Annotated in this window: 16 protein-coding genes; 7 read left to right on the top strand and 9 right to left on the bottom strand. The window is 66.4% G+C overall.

Annotation, left to right across the window (positions count from 1 at the left end; translation table 11 throughout):
* Nucleotides 1-9: 9 nt before the first annotated feature.
* The 3 genes from F7R26_RS21245 to F7R26_RS21235 all read right to left on the bottom strand — a co-directional run bounded on the left by F7R26_RS21245 (nt 10) and on the right by F7R26_RS21235 (nt 2,862).
* Complete coding sequence (locus tag F7R26_RS21245) at nt 10-705, bottom strand: C39 family peptidase (RefSeq protein ID WP_150986442.1); 696 nt, start codon at nt 703-705, stop codon at nt 10-12.
* Nucleotides 702-1,151, bottom strand: coding sequence for a hypothetical protein (locus tag F7R26_RS21240; protein ID WP_150986441.1), 450 nt, complete (start codon nt 1,149-1,151; stop codon nt 702-704). The genes F7R26_RS21245 and F7R26_RS21240 overlap by 4 nt, the downstream gene beginning before the upstream one ends.
* A 196-nt stretch (nt 1,152-1,347) precedes the next feature.
* Nucleotides 1,348-2,862, bottom strand: a complete 1,515-nt coding sequence (locus F7R26_RS21235) for a hypothetical protein (RefSeq protein ID WP_193692221.1) — start codon at nt 2,860-2,862, stop codon at nt 1,348-1,350.
* A 662-nt stretch (nt 2,863-3,524) separates the two neighbouring features.
* Between F7R26_RS21235 and F7R26_RS21230 the strand changes: the two genes are divergently transcribed.
* Genes F7R26_RS21230 through F7R26_RS21215 form a run of 4 tightly spaced genes read left to right on the top strand, consistent with a single transcriptional unit; the run spans nt 3,525 to nt 7,196 of the window.
* Complete coding sequence (locus F7R26_RS21230) at nt 3,525-4,304, top strand: GntR family transcriptional regulator (RefSeq protein WP_150989067.1); 780 nt, start codon at nt 3,525-3,527, stop codon at nt 4,302-4,304.
* Nucleotides 4,305-4,354: 50 nt separating this feature from the next.
* Nucleotides 4,355-5,383 carry a Bug family tripartite tricarboxylate transporter substrate binding protein gene (locus F7R26_RS21225; RefSeq protein WP_416351358.1) on the top strand — a complete coding sequence of 343 codons (1,029 nt, stop codon included), beginning with the start codon at nt 4,355-4,357 and terminating at the stop codon, nt 5,381-5,383.
* Nucleotides 5,380-6,687, top strand: coding sequence for a 3-isopropylmalate dehydratase large subunit (locus F7R26_RS21220; RefSeq protein ID WP_150989071.1), 1,308 nt, complete (start codon nt 5,380-5,382; stop codon nt 6,685-6,687). The genes F7R26_RS21225 and F7R26_RS21220 overlap by 4 nt, the downstream gene beginning before the upstream one ends.
* Nucleotides 6,684-7,196, top strand: a complete 513-nt coding sequence (locus F7R26_RS21215) for a LeuD/DmdB family oxidoreductase small subunit (RefSeq protein WP_150989073.1) — start codon at nt 6,684-6,686, stop codon at nt 7,194-7,196. Before F7R26_RS21220 ends, F7R26_RS21215 begins: the two co-directional genes overlap by 4 nt.
* 27 nt (nt 7,197-7,223) lie before the next feature.
* On the opposite strand, the gene F7R26_RS21210 is transcribed toward F7R26_RS21215, so the two are convergent.
* Nucleotides 7,224-7,931: a phosphoribosyltransferase gene (locus F7R26_RS21210; protein ID WP_150989076.1), complete on the bottom strand. Its 708-nt coding sequence runs from the start codon at nt 7,929-7,931 to the stop codon at nt 7,224-7,226.
* Between the two features lie 422 nt (nt 7,932-8,353).
* On the opposite strand from F7R26_RS21210, the gene F7R26_RS21205 reads away from it, so the two are divergent.
* Nucleotides 8,354-8,536, top strand: a complete 183-nt coding sequence (locus tag F7R26_RS21205; RefSeq protein WP_150989078.1) for a hypothetical protein — start codon at nt 8,354-8,356, stop codon at nt 8,534-8,536.
* Between the two features lie 99 nt (nt 8,537-8,635).
* On the opposite strand, the gene F7R26_RS21200 is transcribed toward F7R26_RS21205, so the two are convergent.
* The 3 genes from F7R26_RS21200 to F7R26_RS21190 all read right to left on the bottom strand — a co-directional run bounded on the left by F7R26_RS21200 (nt 8,636) and on the right by F7R26_RS21190 (nt 12,892).
* The gene (locus tag F7R26_RS21200; protein WP_150989081.1) at nt 8,636-8,812 is read right to left on the bottom strand and encodes a CsbD family protein; all 177 of its coding nucleotides are present in this window, start codon (nt 8,810-8,812) and stop codon (nt 8,636-8,638) included.
* A gap of 391 nt (nt 8,813-9,203) precedes the next feature.
* Nucleotides 9,204-10,841 carry an EAL domain-containing protein gene (locus tag F7R26_RS21195; RefSeq protein WP_241754667.1) on the bottom strand — a complete coding sequence of 546 codons (1,638 nt, stop codon included), beginning with the start codon at nt 10,839-10,841 and terminating at the stop codon, nt 9,204-9,206.
* A complete protein-coding gene (locus F7R26_RS21190; protein ID WP_241754666.1) occupies nt 10,838-12,892 on the bottom strand; it encodes an ATP-binding protein in 2,055 nt (684 codons plus the stop codon). The genes F7R26_RS21195 and F7R26_RS21190 overlap by 4 nt, the downstream gene beginning before the upstream one ends.
* 382 nt (nt 12,893-13,274) lie before the next feature.
* Between F7R26_RS21190 and F7R26_RS21185 the strand changes: the two genes are divergently transcribed.
* Together F7R26_RS21185 and F7R26_RS21180 are read left to right on the top strand one after the other, a co-directional pair.
* The gene (locus F7R26_RS21185; RefSeq protein WP_150989084.1) at nt 13,275-13,880 is read left to right on the top strand and encodes a response regulator; all 606 of its coding nucleotides are present in this window, start codon (nt 13,275-13,277) and stop codon (nt 13,878-13,880) included.
* A 168-nt stretch (nt 13,881-14,048) separates the two neighbouring features.
* The gene (locus tag F7R26_RS21180) at nt 14,049-14,492 is read left to right on the top strand and encodes a nucleoside deaminase (RefSeq protein ID WP_150989087.1); all 444 of its coding nucleotides are present in this window, start codon (nt 14,049-14,051) and stop codon (nt 14,490-14,492) included.
* Between the two features lie 163 nt (nt 14,493-14,655).
* Here the strand turns inward: F7R26_RS21180 and cynS are convergent, their stop codons facing one another.
* Both cynS and F7R26_RS41495 read right to left on the bottom strand, forming a co-directional pair.
* Nucleotides 14,656-15,099, bottom strand: coding sequence for a cyanase (gene cynS / locus F7R26_RS21175; RefSeq protein WP_150989090.1), 444 nt, complete (start codon nt 15,097-15,099; stop codon nt 14,656-14,658).
* Between the two features lie 73 nt (nt 15,100-15,172).
* On the bottom strand, nt 15,173-15,298 hold the full coding sequence (locus F7R26_RS41495; RefSeq protein ID WP_255503374.1) for a hypothetical protein: 126 nt from the start codon (nt 15,296-15,298) through the stop codon (nt 15,173-15,175).
* Nucleotides 15,299-15,603: the final 305 nt, after the last annotated feature.

Raw genomic sequence — 15,603 nt, 5'->3', positions numbered from 1 at the left:
GTACGTTCCTTAGAAGTCGCTACCGCCATGCGAAGGCATGACGGTGAAGTACAGACTATCCCGGTTGATGCCCATCGAATAAGGGCCGCTTGGCGCGATGCGCCAGTCGGCGGCGAGATTGAACCGCGCCGATTCCTCGCGGTTGTGAATCACGAACAGCAAATGGCTGTCCCAGATCTGCTCGAAGTGCTCGCGCGACAGCGCGCGCGTGCCCAGCGCCGGATCTCCGACCAGCACGCGGTTGCCATGCACGCCCTTGACCACGACGAAATGGTGGTAGCCGTTCTCGATCACCAGCACGATGGCCGGGATCTGGGTTTCCTCCAGCTTGGAAAGCGGCAATTCATAGCCGTCGGCCAGGAAGCCGCGCGACTCCAGGAAGCGTTTCATGTCCAGCAGCGAGAAGCCCTCCTGCCGGATCTTGGCTTGGTCGCCGTTGACGTACATGTTCTGGAACACCGTCTGCTCGCTCACCGGGTAGCCATACTGGTAGGTGAGCAGTGTCGCCACGGCGGCGGAGCCGCAACTGAAGTCGTATTGCTGGCGAATGGTGGTCTTGTACCGCGCCTCCTTGAGGCTGGTCACCCGCACGCTGTAATAGTTGCCGCCGTCACCCGTGACGACGGCATAATCGGCCCAGGCCAGCGGTGCGCTGGCCGAAGCCAGCAGCAGCGCGGCCTGCAAAAGCAGCTTGCGCAGCGTCATGGCTTGAACTGGACGTTAATGATGGTCGCGTTCTGGATCAGCACATTGGAACCCGTGTTCTGGATCACGGTCGGCAAACCCGCGGCACTGGCGAAAGACCCTTCGGCAATGCTGTTGGAGCCGCTGATCACACGGTTGGCGCTGTTGTCCGCCACCGTGCCGGCCAGGCGCATGTCATTGACCACGAGCTCGGAGCCGCCGCGGATATCCTGCAGTTTGTCACTGCCGACAGGCTTGCCGAGACCAGCGAGAACGCCTCGCTCACGCGCGGTCGCGGGGGGCGTTTGGTCCGGGGCCGCCGCGCTGTGTTCCGTGGTGGATCCGGCGTTGACCGCAGGCACTGCGGCAGATGGCCCGGCGGGCTGCGGCTCGGCGTAGGCCGGCAGGCCTGGCCAAACCAGGATTGCTGTCGTCGTCGCGATGACAGCGGAGCGGACCGATCGCATTGGTGTCTCCTTCAGCCTTCCGTATGGCGTCCCCATCCTGACGCTCACACAAGAGACGAGTGGACTTTTCGTCGAATGGGCATCCCGTACACGAACAACGCGCCGGAATGCCCTAAGTTGCCGGAGTCAAGCCGTGCCGGCGGGACGTGCGCGCGGGCCATCCACCCGCTGCGCACGCCACCGCCACGCACTTGCCTTACTTGCCGACCGCCAGGTTGGCCTGGACGTTGACGCTTTGTTGCACCAGCGAAGCGAAGCCGCTGTTTTGGTTGGCGATCATGATGCCCGCTGCCGACTGACCAACGCTGGTCATGGTATTGGACATATTGAAGGTGCCAGCATCGACATAGTTGGTGCCACCGGCGCCGCCGGCTCCACCCACTGCGCCATTGCCGGTACCACCGGTGCCGCCCATGCCCACGCCGCCAGCGCCACCGGCGCCGGACGATGCGCCAACCGCGCCGTTGCCGGCCGTTGCGCTGCCATTGCTGGCCATGGTCGATGCGCCGCCATTGGTCGCGCTGCCGCCGCCGCCGCCGTTACCGGCCAAGCTGGTTTGAGCACCACCTGCGCCGCCCGTGCCGGAGCCGGCTCCACCGGTGGCCACCGACGAGCCGCCGCTGCCGGCACCGCCTGCGCCGCCGCTGCCAGAGCCGGCACCGCCGGTCGGGCTGGCCGCACCGGCTGTCGCCGCGCCGCCATTGCCACCGCCCGCGCTGCCCGCACCGGCCGTAGTGGTGGTAGTGCCGCCAGTGCCGGCACCGCCAGCGCCTGCCGTGCTGCTTCCGCCTCCGCCGCCGGCACCCCAGCCGCCACCATTGCCGCCACCACCGGACATGGAGCCGCTGCTGCCGCCCACGCCTGCGCTCAGGCCGCCAGCGCTGCCGCCGCCCGCACCTGCGCTGCCGCCCTTGCCGGAGCCTGCCAGGCTCGCGCCCAGGGCGCCGCCGCCGGAGCCCTTGCCATTGCCGCCGTCACCGCCCACGCCGACGCTGGCGCTAAGCGCGCCGCCGCCGCTGCCCTTGGCGTTGCCGCCATCGCCACCCCAGCCAATGGCCTTGCCGCCATTGCCGCCGTCGCCTGCCTTGGCGCTGCCGTTGGAGGCATAGCCTGCATTGGCGCTGCCATTGGTAGCCGAACCGCCGCTGCCGCCGTTGCCGCCATTGCCGCTATTGCCGCCATTGCCACCGGTGCCGCCCTTGCCATCGCCGCCATAACCGGCGCCGCCCTTGCCACCGGCGCCGCCCATGGCGCTGCCGTTGTTGGTGGCGACGTTACCGATATTGCCGATCGAGATGCCGCTCACCGAGCCGGATAGCTTGCTGATTGCGATGGCCTTGCTAGTGTTGAAGGAGTTGGTGAAGTTGGCAGTGGCCGTGCTGCCGTTGTTGGCGCCAGCGTTGCCATAGCCGTCGTCGAAGCTGACCTTGCCCTTGTTATCGGTGTTGGTCTTGGTGGTGGTGGTGGTCTTGGTCGAAGTCTTGGTAGAAGTCTTGTTGGAGGTCCAGTTGTGTGTGCTGTTGTCTTGGCTTGCCGTGGAATTCTCATTCGCCGAGGCGCCGCCGCCCGACTGGGTTGACGTTGCGGTGGCTGTCTGGGTGTTGGTGTTATCCGATTTCGTCGGATCATTGGTGTTCGTCGGATTGGCCCAGGCCTGACCGCCAGCCCCAAGGGCTAAAGCAATCGCCGACGCAAGTAAGGTCTTTTTCATACAAAGCTCCCAGGAGGATGTCACAGCGGCTCAGCCTCGCTCCGGCACTCGGGGAGAACACCGGCTAAAGGCTCAGGTCCGGCATTCCGCCAAACCAGCCTCTCCTTGCGCATAATCAGTGCCAGGGAGCGGCTTAGATCCTGTAATCCCTTGAAACACAAGGGCTACAAAGCCATCCAATCAGCCTTTCTCTAGCTTCCTGAGGACAGGCGCGGGCGCCGCCGCTGTGAACCGCACACGACATGTCACACGGCTGTGACACGGCCGGATGCACCGCATGGCCAGGCGTTTCCCGGGACCGCCGAAAATCCCCTGCTATCAGGCCTTTAGCGGGGTTCCTAAGGAAAACCCTTGGCCACAAGGGCTGTATCGCAAGTGAAACACGCCTCGCTGCCGGTGCACTGGTCGTCGCTCGCGACGGGTCTCAACCCTTCGGATGACACCCGGCCGTTGCAGTCCGTCACGGCATGCGTTGTCCTGCCACGCAGTGGCTTTCATGTCGGGAGATTGCGCTGCATGCTGCCTATGCGGTGCGCGCGCGCAACGCCTGCGCAACGTTTAAGCAACTAATAAGCAACATATGACAACATGACTAGGCTCTATGTCTGATTTAAAGTACATTAAGGCTAATTCAAACCTGTCGCCCAATCACAAGGGAAACCATGAGTGAAGCCGTCGTTCCCCTGTATCACCAGATTTACGTGGTACTACGCCAACAGATCGTGGAAGGCCGTTTTGGTCAAGGCCCCTTGCCCGGTGAAATCGACCTCGCCAAGCAGTTTCACGCGTCGCGCGTGACCATGCGGCGCGTGTTCGATCGCCTGGTGCAGGAGGGTCTGGTGCGCCGTCACCGCGGCCTTGGCACCTTCGTCAACCCACATCCGATCAAGCCGGTCACGCTTGGCGACCGGCCCGGCAGCCTGCTCGACAACATCATCGACATGGGTCAGAAGACCTCGGTCAAGGTGATCTCGATCGACGATGTGCATGCCACGCCGGAAGTCGCCGAAGCGCTTGGCCTGCAGCCAGGCGACCCAGTGGTCAAGGTGGTGCGCGTGCGTCACTACGGCAGCCGCCCGCTGTCGCACATCACTGCCTATTTGCCGGCCGACCTGGGCCGCGGCCTGAACCGCAAGGATCTCGAGATCACGCCGATGCTGCGCCTGCTCGAGAGCGCTGGCGTGCAGCTTGGGCGCGCCAGCCAGACACTGTCGGCCCGGCTGGCCGACGTGGTGGTGGCACCGTTGCTGGACGTGCCGGTAGGCGGCGCACTGCTGGCGGTGCGCCGCGTGGTGCTGGACAAGGCCGGCCGCCCGGTGCAATTCCTGCTTGGCCAATACCGTCCGGACCGCTATGAATACCGCATGGAGCTCTCTCCCGCCGGTGGCGACAGTGCCAACGTGTGGGTGGAGAGCGAAGCGCGAACGGGGCTGCGCGAGTAAGAAAAGCAAGCGATACTGCACGCTCACGATCTTCCTGGAAGGAAACCGCGATGCCTGCTCCCCGCATGGGCCGACCACTCTCCCAAGCGCTCACGCACCCCTCGCGCCGCAAGGCAATGCGCGGGCTGCTCTACGCCGCCGCCAGCCTTGGCTTGCTTGCGCAGGCGCCGTCGGCGCGCGCCCAGGCGGCCGGGCGCAAACCCATCCGCATCCTGGTGGGAGCGCCCGCCGGGGGCACCACGGACACGCTGGCGCGCACCATCGCCCAGGAGATGTCCCGGGAGCTGGACCAGCCCGTGCTGGTGGAAAACCGCCCGGGTGCCGGCGGCAATATCGCCGCCGACCTGGTCGCCAAGAGCGCGCCGGACGGCACTACCTTGCTGATGAGCTTCACCAGCCACACCATCAACGCCACGCTGTACAAGAAGCTGCCCTTCGACCCGGTCCAGGATTTCACGCCGATCACGCTGGTGGCGACCGTCCCCAGCGTGCTGGTTGCCACGCCGAGCCTGCCCGCGAATAACATCCCGGAATTGATCCAGTTGGCCAAGAGCAAGCCCGGCAAGCTGAATTTTGCGATCGGCTCGGTGGGTTCGTCCGTGCATCTGGCCGGCGACATGTTCAAGATGATGACGGGCACCTACATCGTCAACATCCCCTACAAGGGCACTGCGCCGGCCATTACGGACCTGCTCTCGGGCCAGGTCGACCTGATGTTCGCCAGTACCTTCAACGTGCTCCCGCACGTCAGGAGCGGGAAACTCAAGGTGCTTGGCGTCACCAGCCCGGCGCCGCTGCCACAGTTCCCTGGCGTCGCGCCGATCGGCGCCACCGTCAAGGGGTTCGAGTCCAGCGCCTGGTTCGGCCTGTTCGGCCCCGCCGGCCTGCCACCGGACGTCTTGCAGGCGCTTTACCAGGCCGCCCGGAAGGGCCTTGATGCGCCCGCGGTGCGCAAGCGCCTGGAGCTTGACGGCGCGCAGCCGGTCGGCAATTCGCCAGACGCCTTTGCCGCCTTCGTGCGCAATGACATCAAGCGCTGGGCCAAGGTGGTCAAGTATTCGGGAGCCACCCCGGAATGAGACCGCTCGCCGGGCCCGCCCACATGCCGGCCACGTTGGCGCAAAAGCTGGTGGCGCGGGCTGCCGGCCTCGAGAGGGTCACGCCGGGCACCATCGTGACATGCCGGGTGGACCTAGCCATGTCGCACGATTCCAGCGGCCCGCGCCGGGTGGCGCCGTTGCTGCGCGAACTGGGCGCCAAAGTGTGGGACCCGGAGCGCTATGTGGTGGTGACCGATCACTACCTGCCCGCAGCCGATCCCGAGGCAGAGGCGATCGTGCGCTTCACCCGCGACTGGGTCCGCGAGGCACGCCTGCCTCACTTCATCGACGGCGAAGGCATCTGCCACCTGGTATTGCCCGAATACGGCCATGTGCTGCCGGGACGCTTCATCGTGGGCGGCGATAGTCACAGCCCCACCGGCGGCGCGTTCGGAGCGTATATGTTCGGCATCGGCGCGACCGAGATGGCCGGCGTGCTGGCCACCGGCGAGATCTGGCTGCGCGTGCCACATACCATCCGCCTGCAATGGGACGGCAAGCTCTCGGCCGGGGTTTGCGCCAAGGACATCATGCTGTTCCTGTGCGGCCGGCTGGGACTGGATGGCGGCCGCTATGAAGCCATCGAGTACACCGGCGAGGCCGTGACGGCCCTGCCCATGCAGGAACGCATGACGCTGACCAACATGAGCGCCGAGCTTGGCGCACAGACTGGCCTGATCGCGCCTGACGCCACCACACGGGCCTGGCTGGCGCAGGCCGGCGTGCCCGCCGCAAAGCTCGACGCCATCGCGCTCTCGCACTGGCGCACCGAGCCCGGCGCGCCAGTGCTGGCAAGCCACCGCTTCGACGCGGCGGCACTGGCGCCGCAGGTGGCCGCGCCGCATTCGCCAGCCAACACCGGCCCGGTTGACCAGGCGGCCGGCCAGCGCGTGGACATCGCCTACCTGGGCGCCTGCACCGGCGCCAAGCTGGAGGACCTGCGCATGGCTGCCAGCGTGCTGCGCGGCCGGCGCGTGGCGCCGGGGGTCACGCTGCAGGTGGCACCCGCCTCGCTGCGCGACCAGCGCCAGGCCGAGAGCGAGGGCACGCTGGCCATCCTGCTGGACGCCGGGGCGCAATTGCTGCCCAATGCTTGCAACGCGTGCGCGGGCTATGGCCCTTCCCGCTTTCCTGCCGACAGCCGCGCCATCGCCTCGACCGCGCGCAACTTTGCCGGCCGTATGGGCGAAAGCGGCAGCGCGGTCTGGCTGGCTTCACCGCTGACCGTGGCGGCATCCGCCGTCACCGGAAGCATCACCGACCCGCGCGGGTTGCTGCCATGAGCCCAGTGCCCATCCCCCCCCTTCCTGGCGGCCGGATCTGGCGCTTTGGCGACAACGTGGATACCGACCAGATGGCACCCGGCACCCAGATGAAGGGCGGCGTCGAAGAGATTGCCCGCCACTGCCTGGCCGGGCTGCGTCCCGAGTTTCCAGCCATGGTGCGCGCCGGCGACCTGCTGGTGGCCGGACGTAACTTTGGCGTGGGTTCCTCGCGCGAGCAGGCGCCACAGGCACTGCGCCATCTCGGCCTGGCCGCGGTGATCGCGCCGTCTTTCGCAGGCCTTTTCTACCGCAACGCGATCAATCTGGGCCTGCCGGTGCTGGTCTGCCACGACACCACGCGCCTGGCGGATGGCGGGGCGGCGCGGCTGGAACTCGGGCAGGCTTGCCTGGTGCTGCCCGATGGCAGCCGCGTGGCTTGCGAGCCGATCCCCGAATTCCTGCGCGCCCTGCTGCAGGCCGGCGGGCTGGTGCCGCACCTGAAGGCCAGGCTGGCGGCGCAGCGCTAAGGGCGCCCGCGCAGGCGGCGGCGCAACTCAAGCCGGGCGCCCGCAGGCACACTGGCGCAGCAAGGCCATCACTTCCTCATCGGTGGTCTGCCTGAAATCCAGGTAGAAGGCGCCCACGGCGCCAAAGCTGGCCGGCACGTTCAGGCAGATCACCTCATCCGCCGACGCGCGCAAGCTGGCCTCGCCTTCGATGGAGGCAACCGGCACGGCCGCCACCACCCGCTTTGCCTGGGCCCGGCGCACGCCTTCCAGCGCGGCGCGCATGGTGGCGCCGGTTGCCACGCCGTCGTCCACCACGATCACGGTGCGCCCGGCCATGGCCGGCACGGGCGCACCGCCGCGATAGCGCTGCTGCCGGCGCCCGATCTCGTCGAGCTGGCGGCCGCGCTCGGCATCGAACGCACCGCTGTCACGTGCGCGGCGCGTCCAGGGATCGTCGTTTGCCACAGTCAGCGGCACACTGCCGGCGGCGTCGCCCTCCACGACCGCGCCCAGCGCCAGCTCCGGATAGCCGGGAGCGCCAATCTTGCGGACCAGCAGGATATCGAGCCGGCCTTCGAGGATCCGCGCCACCTCAAAGGCAACCGGCACACCGCCGCGCGGCAGCGCCAGCACCAGTGGCGCCTCGCCAGCCGCGGCGGCGCCAAAGCCGCGTTCCGCCAGGTGCCGCCCAAGAAAGATCCCGGCTTCGCGGCGATCGGCAAAGCACGGCGGCAATGACGGGAAGCGGGACATGGCTGGCTCCTGCAATGAGTCGGTCGGGCCGGGGCAGGCCAGTGCCGCAGCGGTGCTAGCACGCGCTCACGGCAGCAAGGCAGCGCGGCACGCGCGCGCACTAGCCAAATATAGACCGATAAGGATAGACCGATATGGCTGGCGAATCGAGGTGGGGAAAAGGAATCTGGAAAGGCATGCGGGATGGGACGGCTAAGGCACCGTGCATGCCCGATCGCCGCGCCACGTGCTGGCGGCGCCTCGGCCAGCGTGCCATTGGATGGGATTGCGCAACAGTGTATTTTGCCAGGGCCGGATTATCTTTCCGGCGCGTTTAGCTAACATGGCCCGTACCGATGGCAGCCACACGCATCGCCATTTCACCCGCGCCAGCTACGAGGCATCTCCCCGTGGCACGCCAGTCAGAGTCAGCGAGAACGCACATGAGCACGCATCACAATTCCACGCACGACACCCAGCGCAAAGACCGGGCGGTCACTGACGCCAGCGGCCTCGGCCTAGATATCCCATACGGCTCGCTGGACGCAGCGGCACTTGCCGAGCTGCCGTATACGTTCCGTCCCGTCGGCACCGCCACCCGCTTCTACAGCGAGTGCTTCAGCTGAGCCTCTGAATGCAGCAACGCCGCCGGTGCCCCTGGGTCGCATGACCCCGGGGCACTGGCGGCGTTTTCCATGGCGTCATTGCGCCATCGCGCTCACGCGCTAGCGGGTACGCTTGGCGTCTTCCTTGGCGTCACCATAAGCGGCCTGCGTCTTGCCGACGATCTGCTCCACCTTGCCCTTGATCTCGGTGCTGGCGCTGCCGGTCACCTTTCCGGCAACTTCCTTCACCTTGCCCTTGGCTTCCTCGATACGGCCCTTCACTTGATCCTTGTTCATGGTCAGCTCCAGTTTTAGCGACGGTACAGGAATGAATCGCCCTCCAGCGGCGGGGCCGGCAATCTCGCCGAGCCCGCGTCGTTCCCACATGCATGGACAGGAGGGCGCTGAGATCAGCTTAGGCAGTCGCGGCGGCTTTGCGTGTCAGGCGGCGGCTGTAAGCCCTGTAGGACGAATGCCCACGCGTCTGGGGAGACAGGGAATCAACAGGGAAATCAAAAGAGCGCCTCGCGTAGGAACACGAGGCGCTGGCCGGCAAGGAGTTTCCAGCAGGGAGGCGCATAGCCCGACGGGGAAAGTAAGGCTACAGGCGGATTCTATATCATTTTTATCAATTAAAAATAGGGCGTATGTTTCATATTTGCGCATAGACAGGTCCAGCGAAACACGGTCAGACGCACTCCGGCACACCCAGGCCGCCGCCAGGCAACGCCGCCGGCATGCCGCGCTCGAGATGCGCGGGCAGCCACTCGCATAGCCCGTCCCGCGTCAGCGGGCGCGCGAAGTGATAGCCCTGCCCCAGGCGCACGCCCTTGCCCGCCAGCCACGCGCGCTGCGCCTCGCATTCGATGCCTTCGGCCACCACCGCCAGATCCAGGGCATGGGCGAAGTTGATGGTGACATCGACAATCTGGCCGCTCACCTTGTCGCCAGGATCGGCCTGCACAAAGACGCGATCGAGCTTGAGGAAGTCCACCTCGAACTGCTTGAAGTAGGCCAGCCCGCAGTAGCCAGTGCCGAAGTCGTCCACCGCCAGCTTGATGCCGCGCGCCTTGGCGCGCTGGATCGCACTGCGCTGGTGCTCCACCAGCGAGACGGCATCGCGCTCCGTGATTTCCAGCACCGGAGTCACGTTGGCCCGCAGCAGCGCGAATAGCGGCGAGTCTTCGGCCCAGAAGCCCGCGTCGTCAAAGTGCTCGCTGGTGACGTTGAAGGCGAGATGGAACGCGGGCGGCAACGCCAGCGGCTCGAGATCGCGCAGCACGCGGGGGATCAGGTGCAGCGTCAGCGCGACCGCCAGATGCTGTTGCTCGATGGCCTGGATGAAATGCTCCGGCTCGAGCAAGCCGCGCCGCGGGTGCGCCCAACGTGCCAGCACTTCCAGCCCCGTGCACATCCCGCTCTCCAGATCTACCACCGGTTGGTAGTAAGGCACGAACTCGCCGTTGCGCAGCCCGCGCTGCAGCTCCGCGGCGAAGGAGCGGCGCGCCGCCCGGCGTGAATGCAGCCCCAGCACCACCAGCGCCGCGATGCCCGCGGCCAGCGGTGGCAGCACGATGTACTTGAGGCTCTCATTGAGCACCAGGCTGTGCGGCGCGCTCGCGATGACGGTGATCGGGTGCCCCGTCAGCGGCCGGATATCGACGATGCCATGCGCGCCTTGCCCGGCGTCATCACGCCGCGCCAGGGCCGGGGCACCGGCGTGCTCGCCCGCGCCGCCCAACTCGCCACCGTTGAGCATGAAACGCTTGCCCGCCACCTCGATCGCGATACCGGGAAACCCAAGCTTGCCCGCCGACTGCACCATGTCAGCCAGGTAACGCCCCTCCACCCAGACAAGTACGCCGCCGCCCGGGGCGGTACCTAAGAACACGGCAAGCGCCATGCTGCCGCCGCGAGGAGGTTTGGCAAGGAGGTACTGCAACCCGGGCTGCCAGTTCAGTAGTTCGCCCAGGGGGGACGCGATCTCGCCGCGCACCGCCGAGCAATAGCGCATGCCGCGCGCCACCAGCACCACATCGCGGATATAGGCGGTGTAGGCACCCTGCTCCTGCAACTGGCGCGCCACGCCGCGGCACGGCGCACCCACCAACGCGCGGTCCTGGTAGGCAATGTCAAGCGTATCGGCCAGCGCGAGTTCCAGGTTGTCACGCACTGCCGACGACATGCGCTCCACGCGCTCGCGCGCATCGTGCGCGGCCAGCATCACGACCAGCCATAGCGCCAGGCCGGTGGCAAGCAACGCCGCCAGCAAGGCGGGCCGCCGCGCCCCCACGCTGCCCGCTTCTCCCCGCAGCCAGCGCTTCATGTTGCTGCCGGCAGGCTGAGGGTGACGATGGTGCCCTTGCCGATCTCACTGGCAAGCGTGATCTGCCCCTGGTGCACCGCCACGATCTCGCGCACGATCGCCAGGCCCAGGCCGTTCCCCGTTGCATTGCCCCGCCGGTTGGCCCGGTAAAAATTGTCGAACGCCATGCCCGCTTCTTCCTTCGTCATGCCGATACCCCGATCCTCGACCCTGACCGAGACCTTCTCCTGCTCTAGCGGCAGCGGCTCGACCGTGACGGTAACTTCGTCTTTCCCGTCTGAATACTTCAGCGCATTTTCTATCAGGTTGCGTATCGCCTGTGTCAATTGCGCGCGGTCCGCCAGAACGTGCAGCGGCACGCCGGCATCGATCACGCGCACCCTGCCCGCTTCGGCGAACTCGCCCGCCACCGTCTCGCGCACGAGCGTGGCCACCTCTACGCGTTCACGCTCGAGCATGCCGCTGCTGCGGGCTTCGATGCGGGCCAGGTCGAGCAGGTCGGACAACAGCGCATTGAGCTGGCCGGCACGGGCGTGGATGGCATGATAAATGCCGCTGCGCCGCTCCACCGGCACCACATCGGCACTCAACAGTTCGGCATAGCCCGCAATGCCCGCCACGGGCGCCTTGAGCTCATGCGCGGCCGCGGAGACAAAATGGGATTTCATGCGGTCATGGCGCAGTTGCGTCGTCACGTCGCGCAGCACCAGCACCAGGCCGCCGCCGCTGACCGCATGCACGATGCGCACCTCATAGGCGGGCGACACCGCCATGTCGAACTCGACGATGCCGGCGAACTCCCCGGCCGGCTCGGCCCGGTCCAGCTCCGCCAGCAGCTGCTCGGCGCGGCAGGCCTGCCGCGCCGCACGCCGGCCACGGTAGAGCCAGTGGACAAACTCGCGCTGCGTGGCGCCGCGCAGCCGCGACAACGACACGCCCAGCAATTCGCACAGCGCGGTATTGGTCTCGTCGATCACACGGTCGCGGCCAAACACCGCCACACCGTCGGGCATGGCCAGAAACAGCCCGCGCAAATGCTGCTTCTTCTCGGCCAGGATATCGCGCACCACGGTCTCGCGGTCGGCCAGCGCAGCGAGCTGGCCGACCGCGATGACCTGCCTGACCTGAAAGAACATCACCAGCACGGTGACCACGCAGGCAATCGCGATCCCCGCGCGCAAGCGGTCGTGGTAGCTGGCAAGGGCCGCGTCGCTGCTGATGCCGGCCAGCACCGCGAGATTGCGCCCGGGAAGGCGTTGGATGGCGTAGATGCGACTGGCACCGTCCAACCCGCTGACGGCCGTGATGAGGTTGTCCTGCGTGCCGGCCAGCGCCTCGCGCAACGCGGAGCCGGGCAACAGCACCTGGCCCGGCTGGCAGCTTTCCTGGCTCCAGCGCGCACGCACCACGAAGTCGTCGGTGCCGGCCAGCAGCACGGTGCCAGAGTCCCCCAGGCCCGCCTTGGCGTAGACCTGCGACAGGTAGCCGGGGTCGAGCGATACCACCACCACGCCCGCGAAGCGGCCATCCCTGGCGCCCACGATGCCTCGGGACAATGGCATGGACCAGTGGCCGCTGACACGCCCGACAAAGGGCATGCCGACATACAGCGACGGCAGCGCACGGCTCTCGTGCACGCGGAAATACTGGCGCTCGCTCAGGTCCGTCGACTCGAAGCCCGTGCTGGTGGATGCGCGCAGCCTGCCGGCGCGGTCGAGCACGGATACGTCGAGAAAGGGGGCGACGGCAAGGTAGCCGCCACGCTTCCATTGCGCCAGCGGCAGCGCGGGCCCGCGCTCCACCACGGCGCCACCAACGAGCGACGCGATCTGGTCGGCCTCGGCCAGCGTACGCTCGGCATGTTCGCCGAGCAGCCCGGCCACGCGGGCCAGGCCGGCATGCACGTGCCGCAATTCGGCCGCACGGTCCCATAGCCCCAAGCCGGCGAGCGCGCACCAGATGCAGACCACGATGACAATGCCCGACCAGAACGGGTGCCTCGCGGAGCGATGCGCACCTGCCAATGCCTGTCGGTAGATTTCCAGCCTCATGGGAAAGCTACCAAAAAACGAATATATTGTTCATCACAGCCGTGAATCGCAGCCTTCGATACTAGTCCGCGCGTGCGTGCGCCCCGCGCACCCTCCGGGTGCCGCTGCCTGAAGGCAGCCTGCTTGCGGCAAAACTTCACAGTATGATCTATTCGGCTGCGCCAGTCCGCTCGCACTGGCCCATCGCCCCGGGATATCCGGCGTAGCCGGCCAGGCGCATCGCGAAGCGTTAACTTCAACGGTTCAGCGAGGCTTTATCATAATTGCGTGTTTTCCTGGCATTAAGTTGCGCTTAGGCAGCTTTCCGAAGAATAATGAAAACAATACGATACGTAACGGCGCAGCCTCGCCCGGCGCGCGTTGCGTCAGTTGAAGAGGCCATATGACCGATCTGCGCTTTTATTCCACCAGGACCGCTGCCGAGATGCTGGGCGTCTCCCTGCGCACGGTCCAGCTCTGGGTCGAAAATGGCCGGCTGCCCGCGTGGAAGACCGACGGCGGACATCGCAGGATCCCGGCCGATTCGGTCGACCGCATGGTGGCCGACCAGCGCAGCCAGACCGCCGCGCCCGCGACGGCGGCAGCCGCCCCGGCGGGAAGGGCATTTCGCGTACTGCTGGTGGAGGACGACGAGCACCTGCTGCAGATTTACCGCATGGCGCTGGAAACCCTCAACCCGTCGGTCGAAATACTCGAGGCCACGAACGGATACGACGGCCTGCTGCTCATTGGCAGCAGCAAGCCCGACCTTGTCCTGCTCGATCTGATCATGCCTGGCATCGATGGCTTCCGCCTGTGCAGGACCATCGACGCGCAGCAGGAGTTTGCCGCCACACGCATCGTCGTGGTGACTTCGCTGGACAAGCATGCCATTGCGGACCGCGGCGGCATTCCCGGGCATATCCGTGTCTTTTCCAAGCCAATCCCGATGTCCGTGCTGCAGTCGCTGGTAGTAACCTTGCAGGTCAGCCCTGGCACGCCAGCCTAGGATCTGGGCAGGCGCAATGGCGGGATTCGGCGTCGCCATTGTATATCATTTTTTTCAAATAGCCTGACGCGAAAAGTTTCATATTTACGCGTATCGCGTGCGGTAAAGGCGTGCGATAAAGGGCTGTCTGCTTCTGCTCTAACCACACGCCGCCTCCCGGAGATCCCCATGTCTATCCATGAACAACACCTGCGGGAAGCTGTACGCCTGGCGCAGGCCAATCGCGCGCGCGGCGGCCGCCCCTTTGGCGCGGTGCTTACGCTCGATGGCGAACAGGTGGCGACCGGCGTCAACGACATCGTGCACAGCTTTGATCCCACCACGCATGCGGAGATGCAGGCCATCCGCGCCGCGTGCCGCAAGCTCGGCCGGCCGAGCCTCAAGGGTGCCGTGGTATACGCCAGCGGCCATCCGTGCCCGATGTGCCTGGCCGCGTTGATCATGACCGGCGTGCAGGCGGTGTACTACGCCTTCGACAATGCCGACGCCGCGCCCTACGGGCTTTCGAGCGAGGCCACCTACCAGGCGCTGCGCCTGCCGCTGGACCCGCCGCCGCTGCCACTCACGCGCCTGCCGGCAGGGATGACGGCAGCGCAGCTGTATGGGGCTTAGAGCGAAAATCAAACGCAAAAACGGGCCGCAAATGCAATGCGTACCCGTTTCTGCGTGACCAACGGAACCCGCTCCGTACCCGTTTCTGCGTGCTTTTCAGCAGCCCGGAACAGGGGGCGTACCCGTTTCTGCGTGGCGCAAGGCGCCCGGGTGCCGGCCCCGGTCAGTAGGTTTTGTAGGGCAGGAACTTGCCCGACATCTCGATCTTCACGCGATCGCCATTCGGATCGGCCTCGCGCTGCAGGTCCATGCGGAAATCGATCGCGCTCATGATGCCGTCGCCAAACTCTTCATGGATCAGCGCCTTGAAGGTTGTCCCGTAGATGCTGACCAGCTCATAGAAACGGTAGATCAGCGGATCGGTCGGCACGGGAGTGGGCAGCGAGCCCTTGTAAGGCACGGTGCGCAGCCACGGCTCGGCCTCCGGCGGCAAACCGAATATCTCCATCACGGCCTGCGCGCCGGACGCGTCGAAGGCCATCTGGCCCAGGCACGCGGCGGTCGTCCACTCCTTGCTCTTGCCGACCTTCTCGGCCACATCAGACCACCGGATGCCTTTGGTGACCTTGGCCTCGATGATCCGGTCGGTGATATCACTGCGATTCATTTGCGTTCCTCTGGATACTGGATTGGTTGGGGGGACGGATGCCGCGACGGGACGGCACTAGCGCCGGACGATGTCAGGGAAGCCCGTCCAGCCGCGCGCAAGCCGCGGTGCGCGCGTTGTCATATCGCGCCAGCGCGGCAAAGGACGTAGCACCCGGCACGAGGGCCTGCAGCGCCAACACGACAAGAAGGATCGGCATCGCACCTCCGCAGGTTCATGCGCACCGGATGGTGACGCGCCCGGCACGCCTCAGGCACAGATCAGGATATGCCACCGCGTGCCAGTGTGGGAATGACCACGGGCGCGCCCCCGCTCCGCGCAAGGTTCATGCCACTGCACTGGGCACTGGACGCTCCGCCAGACGGTGCCTGCAAGCGCAGGTGCTACGCATGGGCGCACCAAGGCCGATGCGGCGCACGCACTGCCGCGGGGAATCACGCCGCGCGTGCGCACCTGTCATTGCACTCTCGCCCCCAAGCGGTGCAGCACGAAAGGCGGAATCCC

Origin of the sequence: Cupriavidus basilensis (assembly GCF_008801925.2) — a bacterium.
Lineage (GTDB): Bacteria > Pseudomonadota > Gammaproteobacteria > Burkholderiales > Burkholderiaceae > Cupriavidus > Cupriavidus basilensis.
Note: the sequence above shows the minus strand (reverse complement) of the source record. Positions and strands in the feature narration are given on the sequence as shown.

Excerpts from the sequence above, each read along its gene's own strand:
- F7R26_RS21245 (WP_150986442.1), bottom strand. The coding sequence starts at position 705 with ATGACGCTGCGCAAGCTGCTTTTGCAGGCCGCGCTGCTGCTGGCTTCG.
- F7R26_RS21240 (WP_150986441.1), bottom strand. The coding sequence starts at position 1,151 with ATGCGATCGGTCCGCTCCGCTGTCATCGCGACGACGACAGCAATCCTG.
- F7R26_RS21235 (WP_193692221.1), bottom strand. The coding sequence starts at position 2,862 with ATGAAAAAGACCTTACTTGCGTCGGCGATTGCTTTAGCCCTTGGGGCT.
- F7R26_RS21230 (WP_150989067.1), top strand. The coding sequence starts at position 3,525 with ATGAGTGAAGCCGTCGTTCCCCTGTATCACCAGATTTACGTGGTACTA.
- F7R26_RS21225 (WP_416351358.1), top strand. The coding sequence starts at position 4,355 with ATGCCTGCTCCCCGCATGGGCCGACCACTCTCCCAAGCGCTCACGCAC.
- F7R26_RS21220 (WP_150989071.1), top strand. The coding sequence starts at position 5,380 with ATGAGACCGCTCGCCGGGCCCGCCCACATGCCGGCCACGTTGGCGCAA.
- F7R26_RS21215 (WP_150989073.1), top strand. The coding sequence starts at position 6,684 with ATGAGCCCAGTGCCCATCCCCCCCCTTCCTGGCGGCCGGATCTGGCGC.
- F7R26_RS21210 (WP_150989076.1), bottom strand. The coding sequence starts at position 7,931 with ATGTCCCGCTTCCCGTCATTGCCGCCGTGCTTTGCCGATCGCCGCGAA.
- F7R26_RS21205 (WP_150989078.1), top strand. The coding sequence starts at position 8,354 with ATGAGCACGCATCACAATTCCACGCACGACACCCAGCGCAAAGACCGG.
- F7R26_RS21200 (WP_150989081.1), bottom strand. The coding sequence starts at position 8,812 with ATGAACAAGGATCAAGTGAAGGGCCGTATCGAGGAAGCCAAGGGCAAG.
- F7R26_RS21195 (WP_241754667.1), bottom strand. The coding sequence starts at position 10,841 with ATGAAGCGCTGGCTGCGGGGAGAAGCGGGCAGCGTGGGGGCGCGGCGG.
- F7R26_RS21190 (WP_241754666.1), bottom strand. The coding sequence starts at position 12,892 with ATGAGGCTGGAAATCTACCGACAGGCATTGGCAGGTGCGCATCGCTCC.
- F7R26_RS21185 (WP_150989084.1), top strand. The coding sequence starts at position 13,275 with ATGACCGATCTGCGCTTTTATTCCACCAGGACCGCTGCCGAGATGCTG.
- F7R26_RS21180 (WP_150989087.1), top strand. The coding sequence starts at position 14,049 with ATGTCTATCCATGAACAACACCTGCGGGAAGCTGTACGCCTGGCGCAG.
- cynS (WP_150989090.1), bottom strand. The coding sequence starts at position 15,099 with ATGAATCGCAGTGATATCACCGACCGGATCATCGAGGCCAAGGTCACC.
- F7R26_RS41495 (WP_255503374.1), bottom strand. The coding sequence starts at position 15,298 with ATGCCGATCCTTCTTGTCGTGTTGGCGCTGCAGGCCCTCGTGCCGGGT.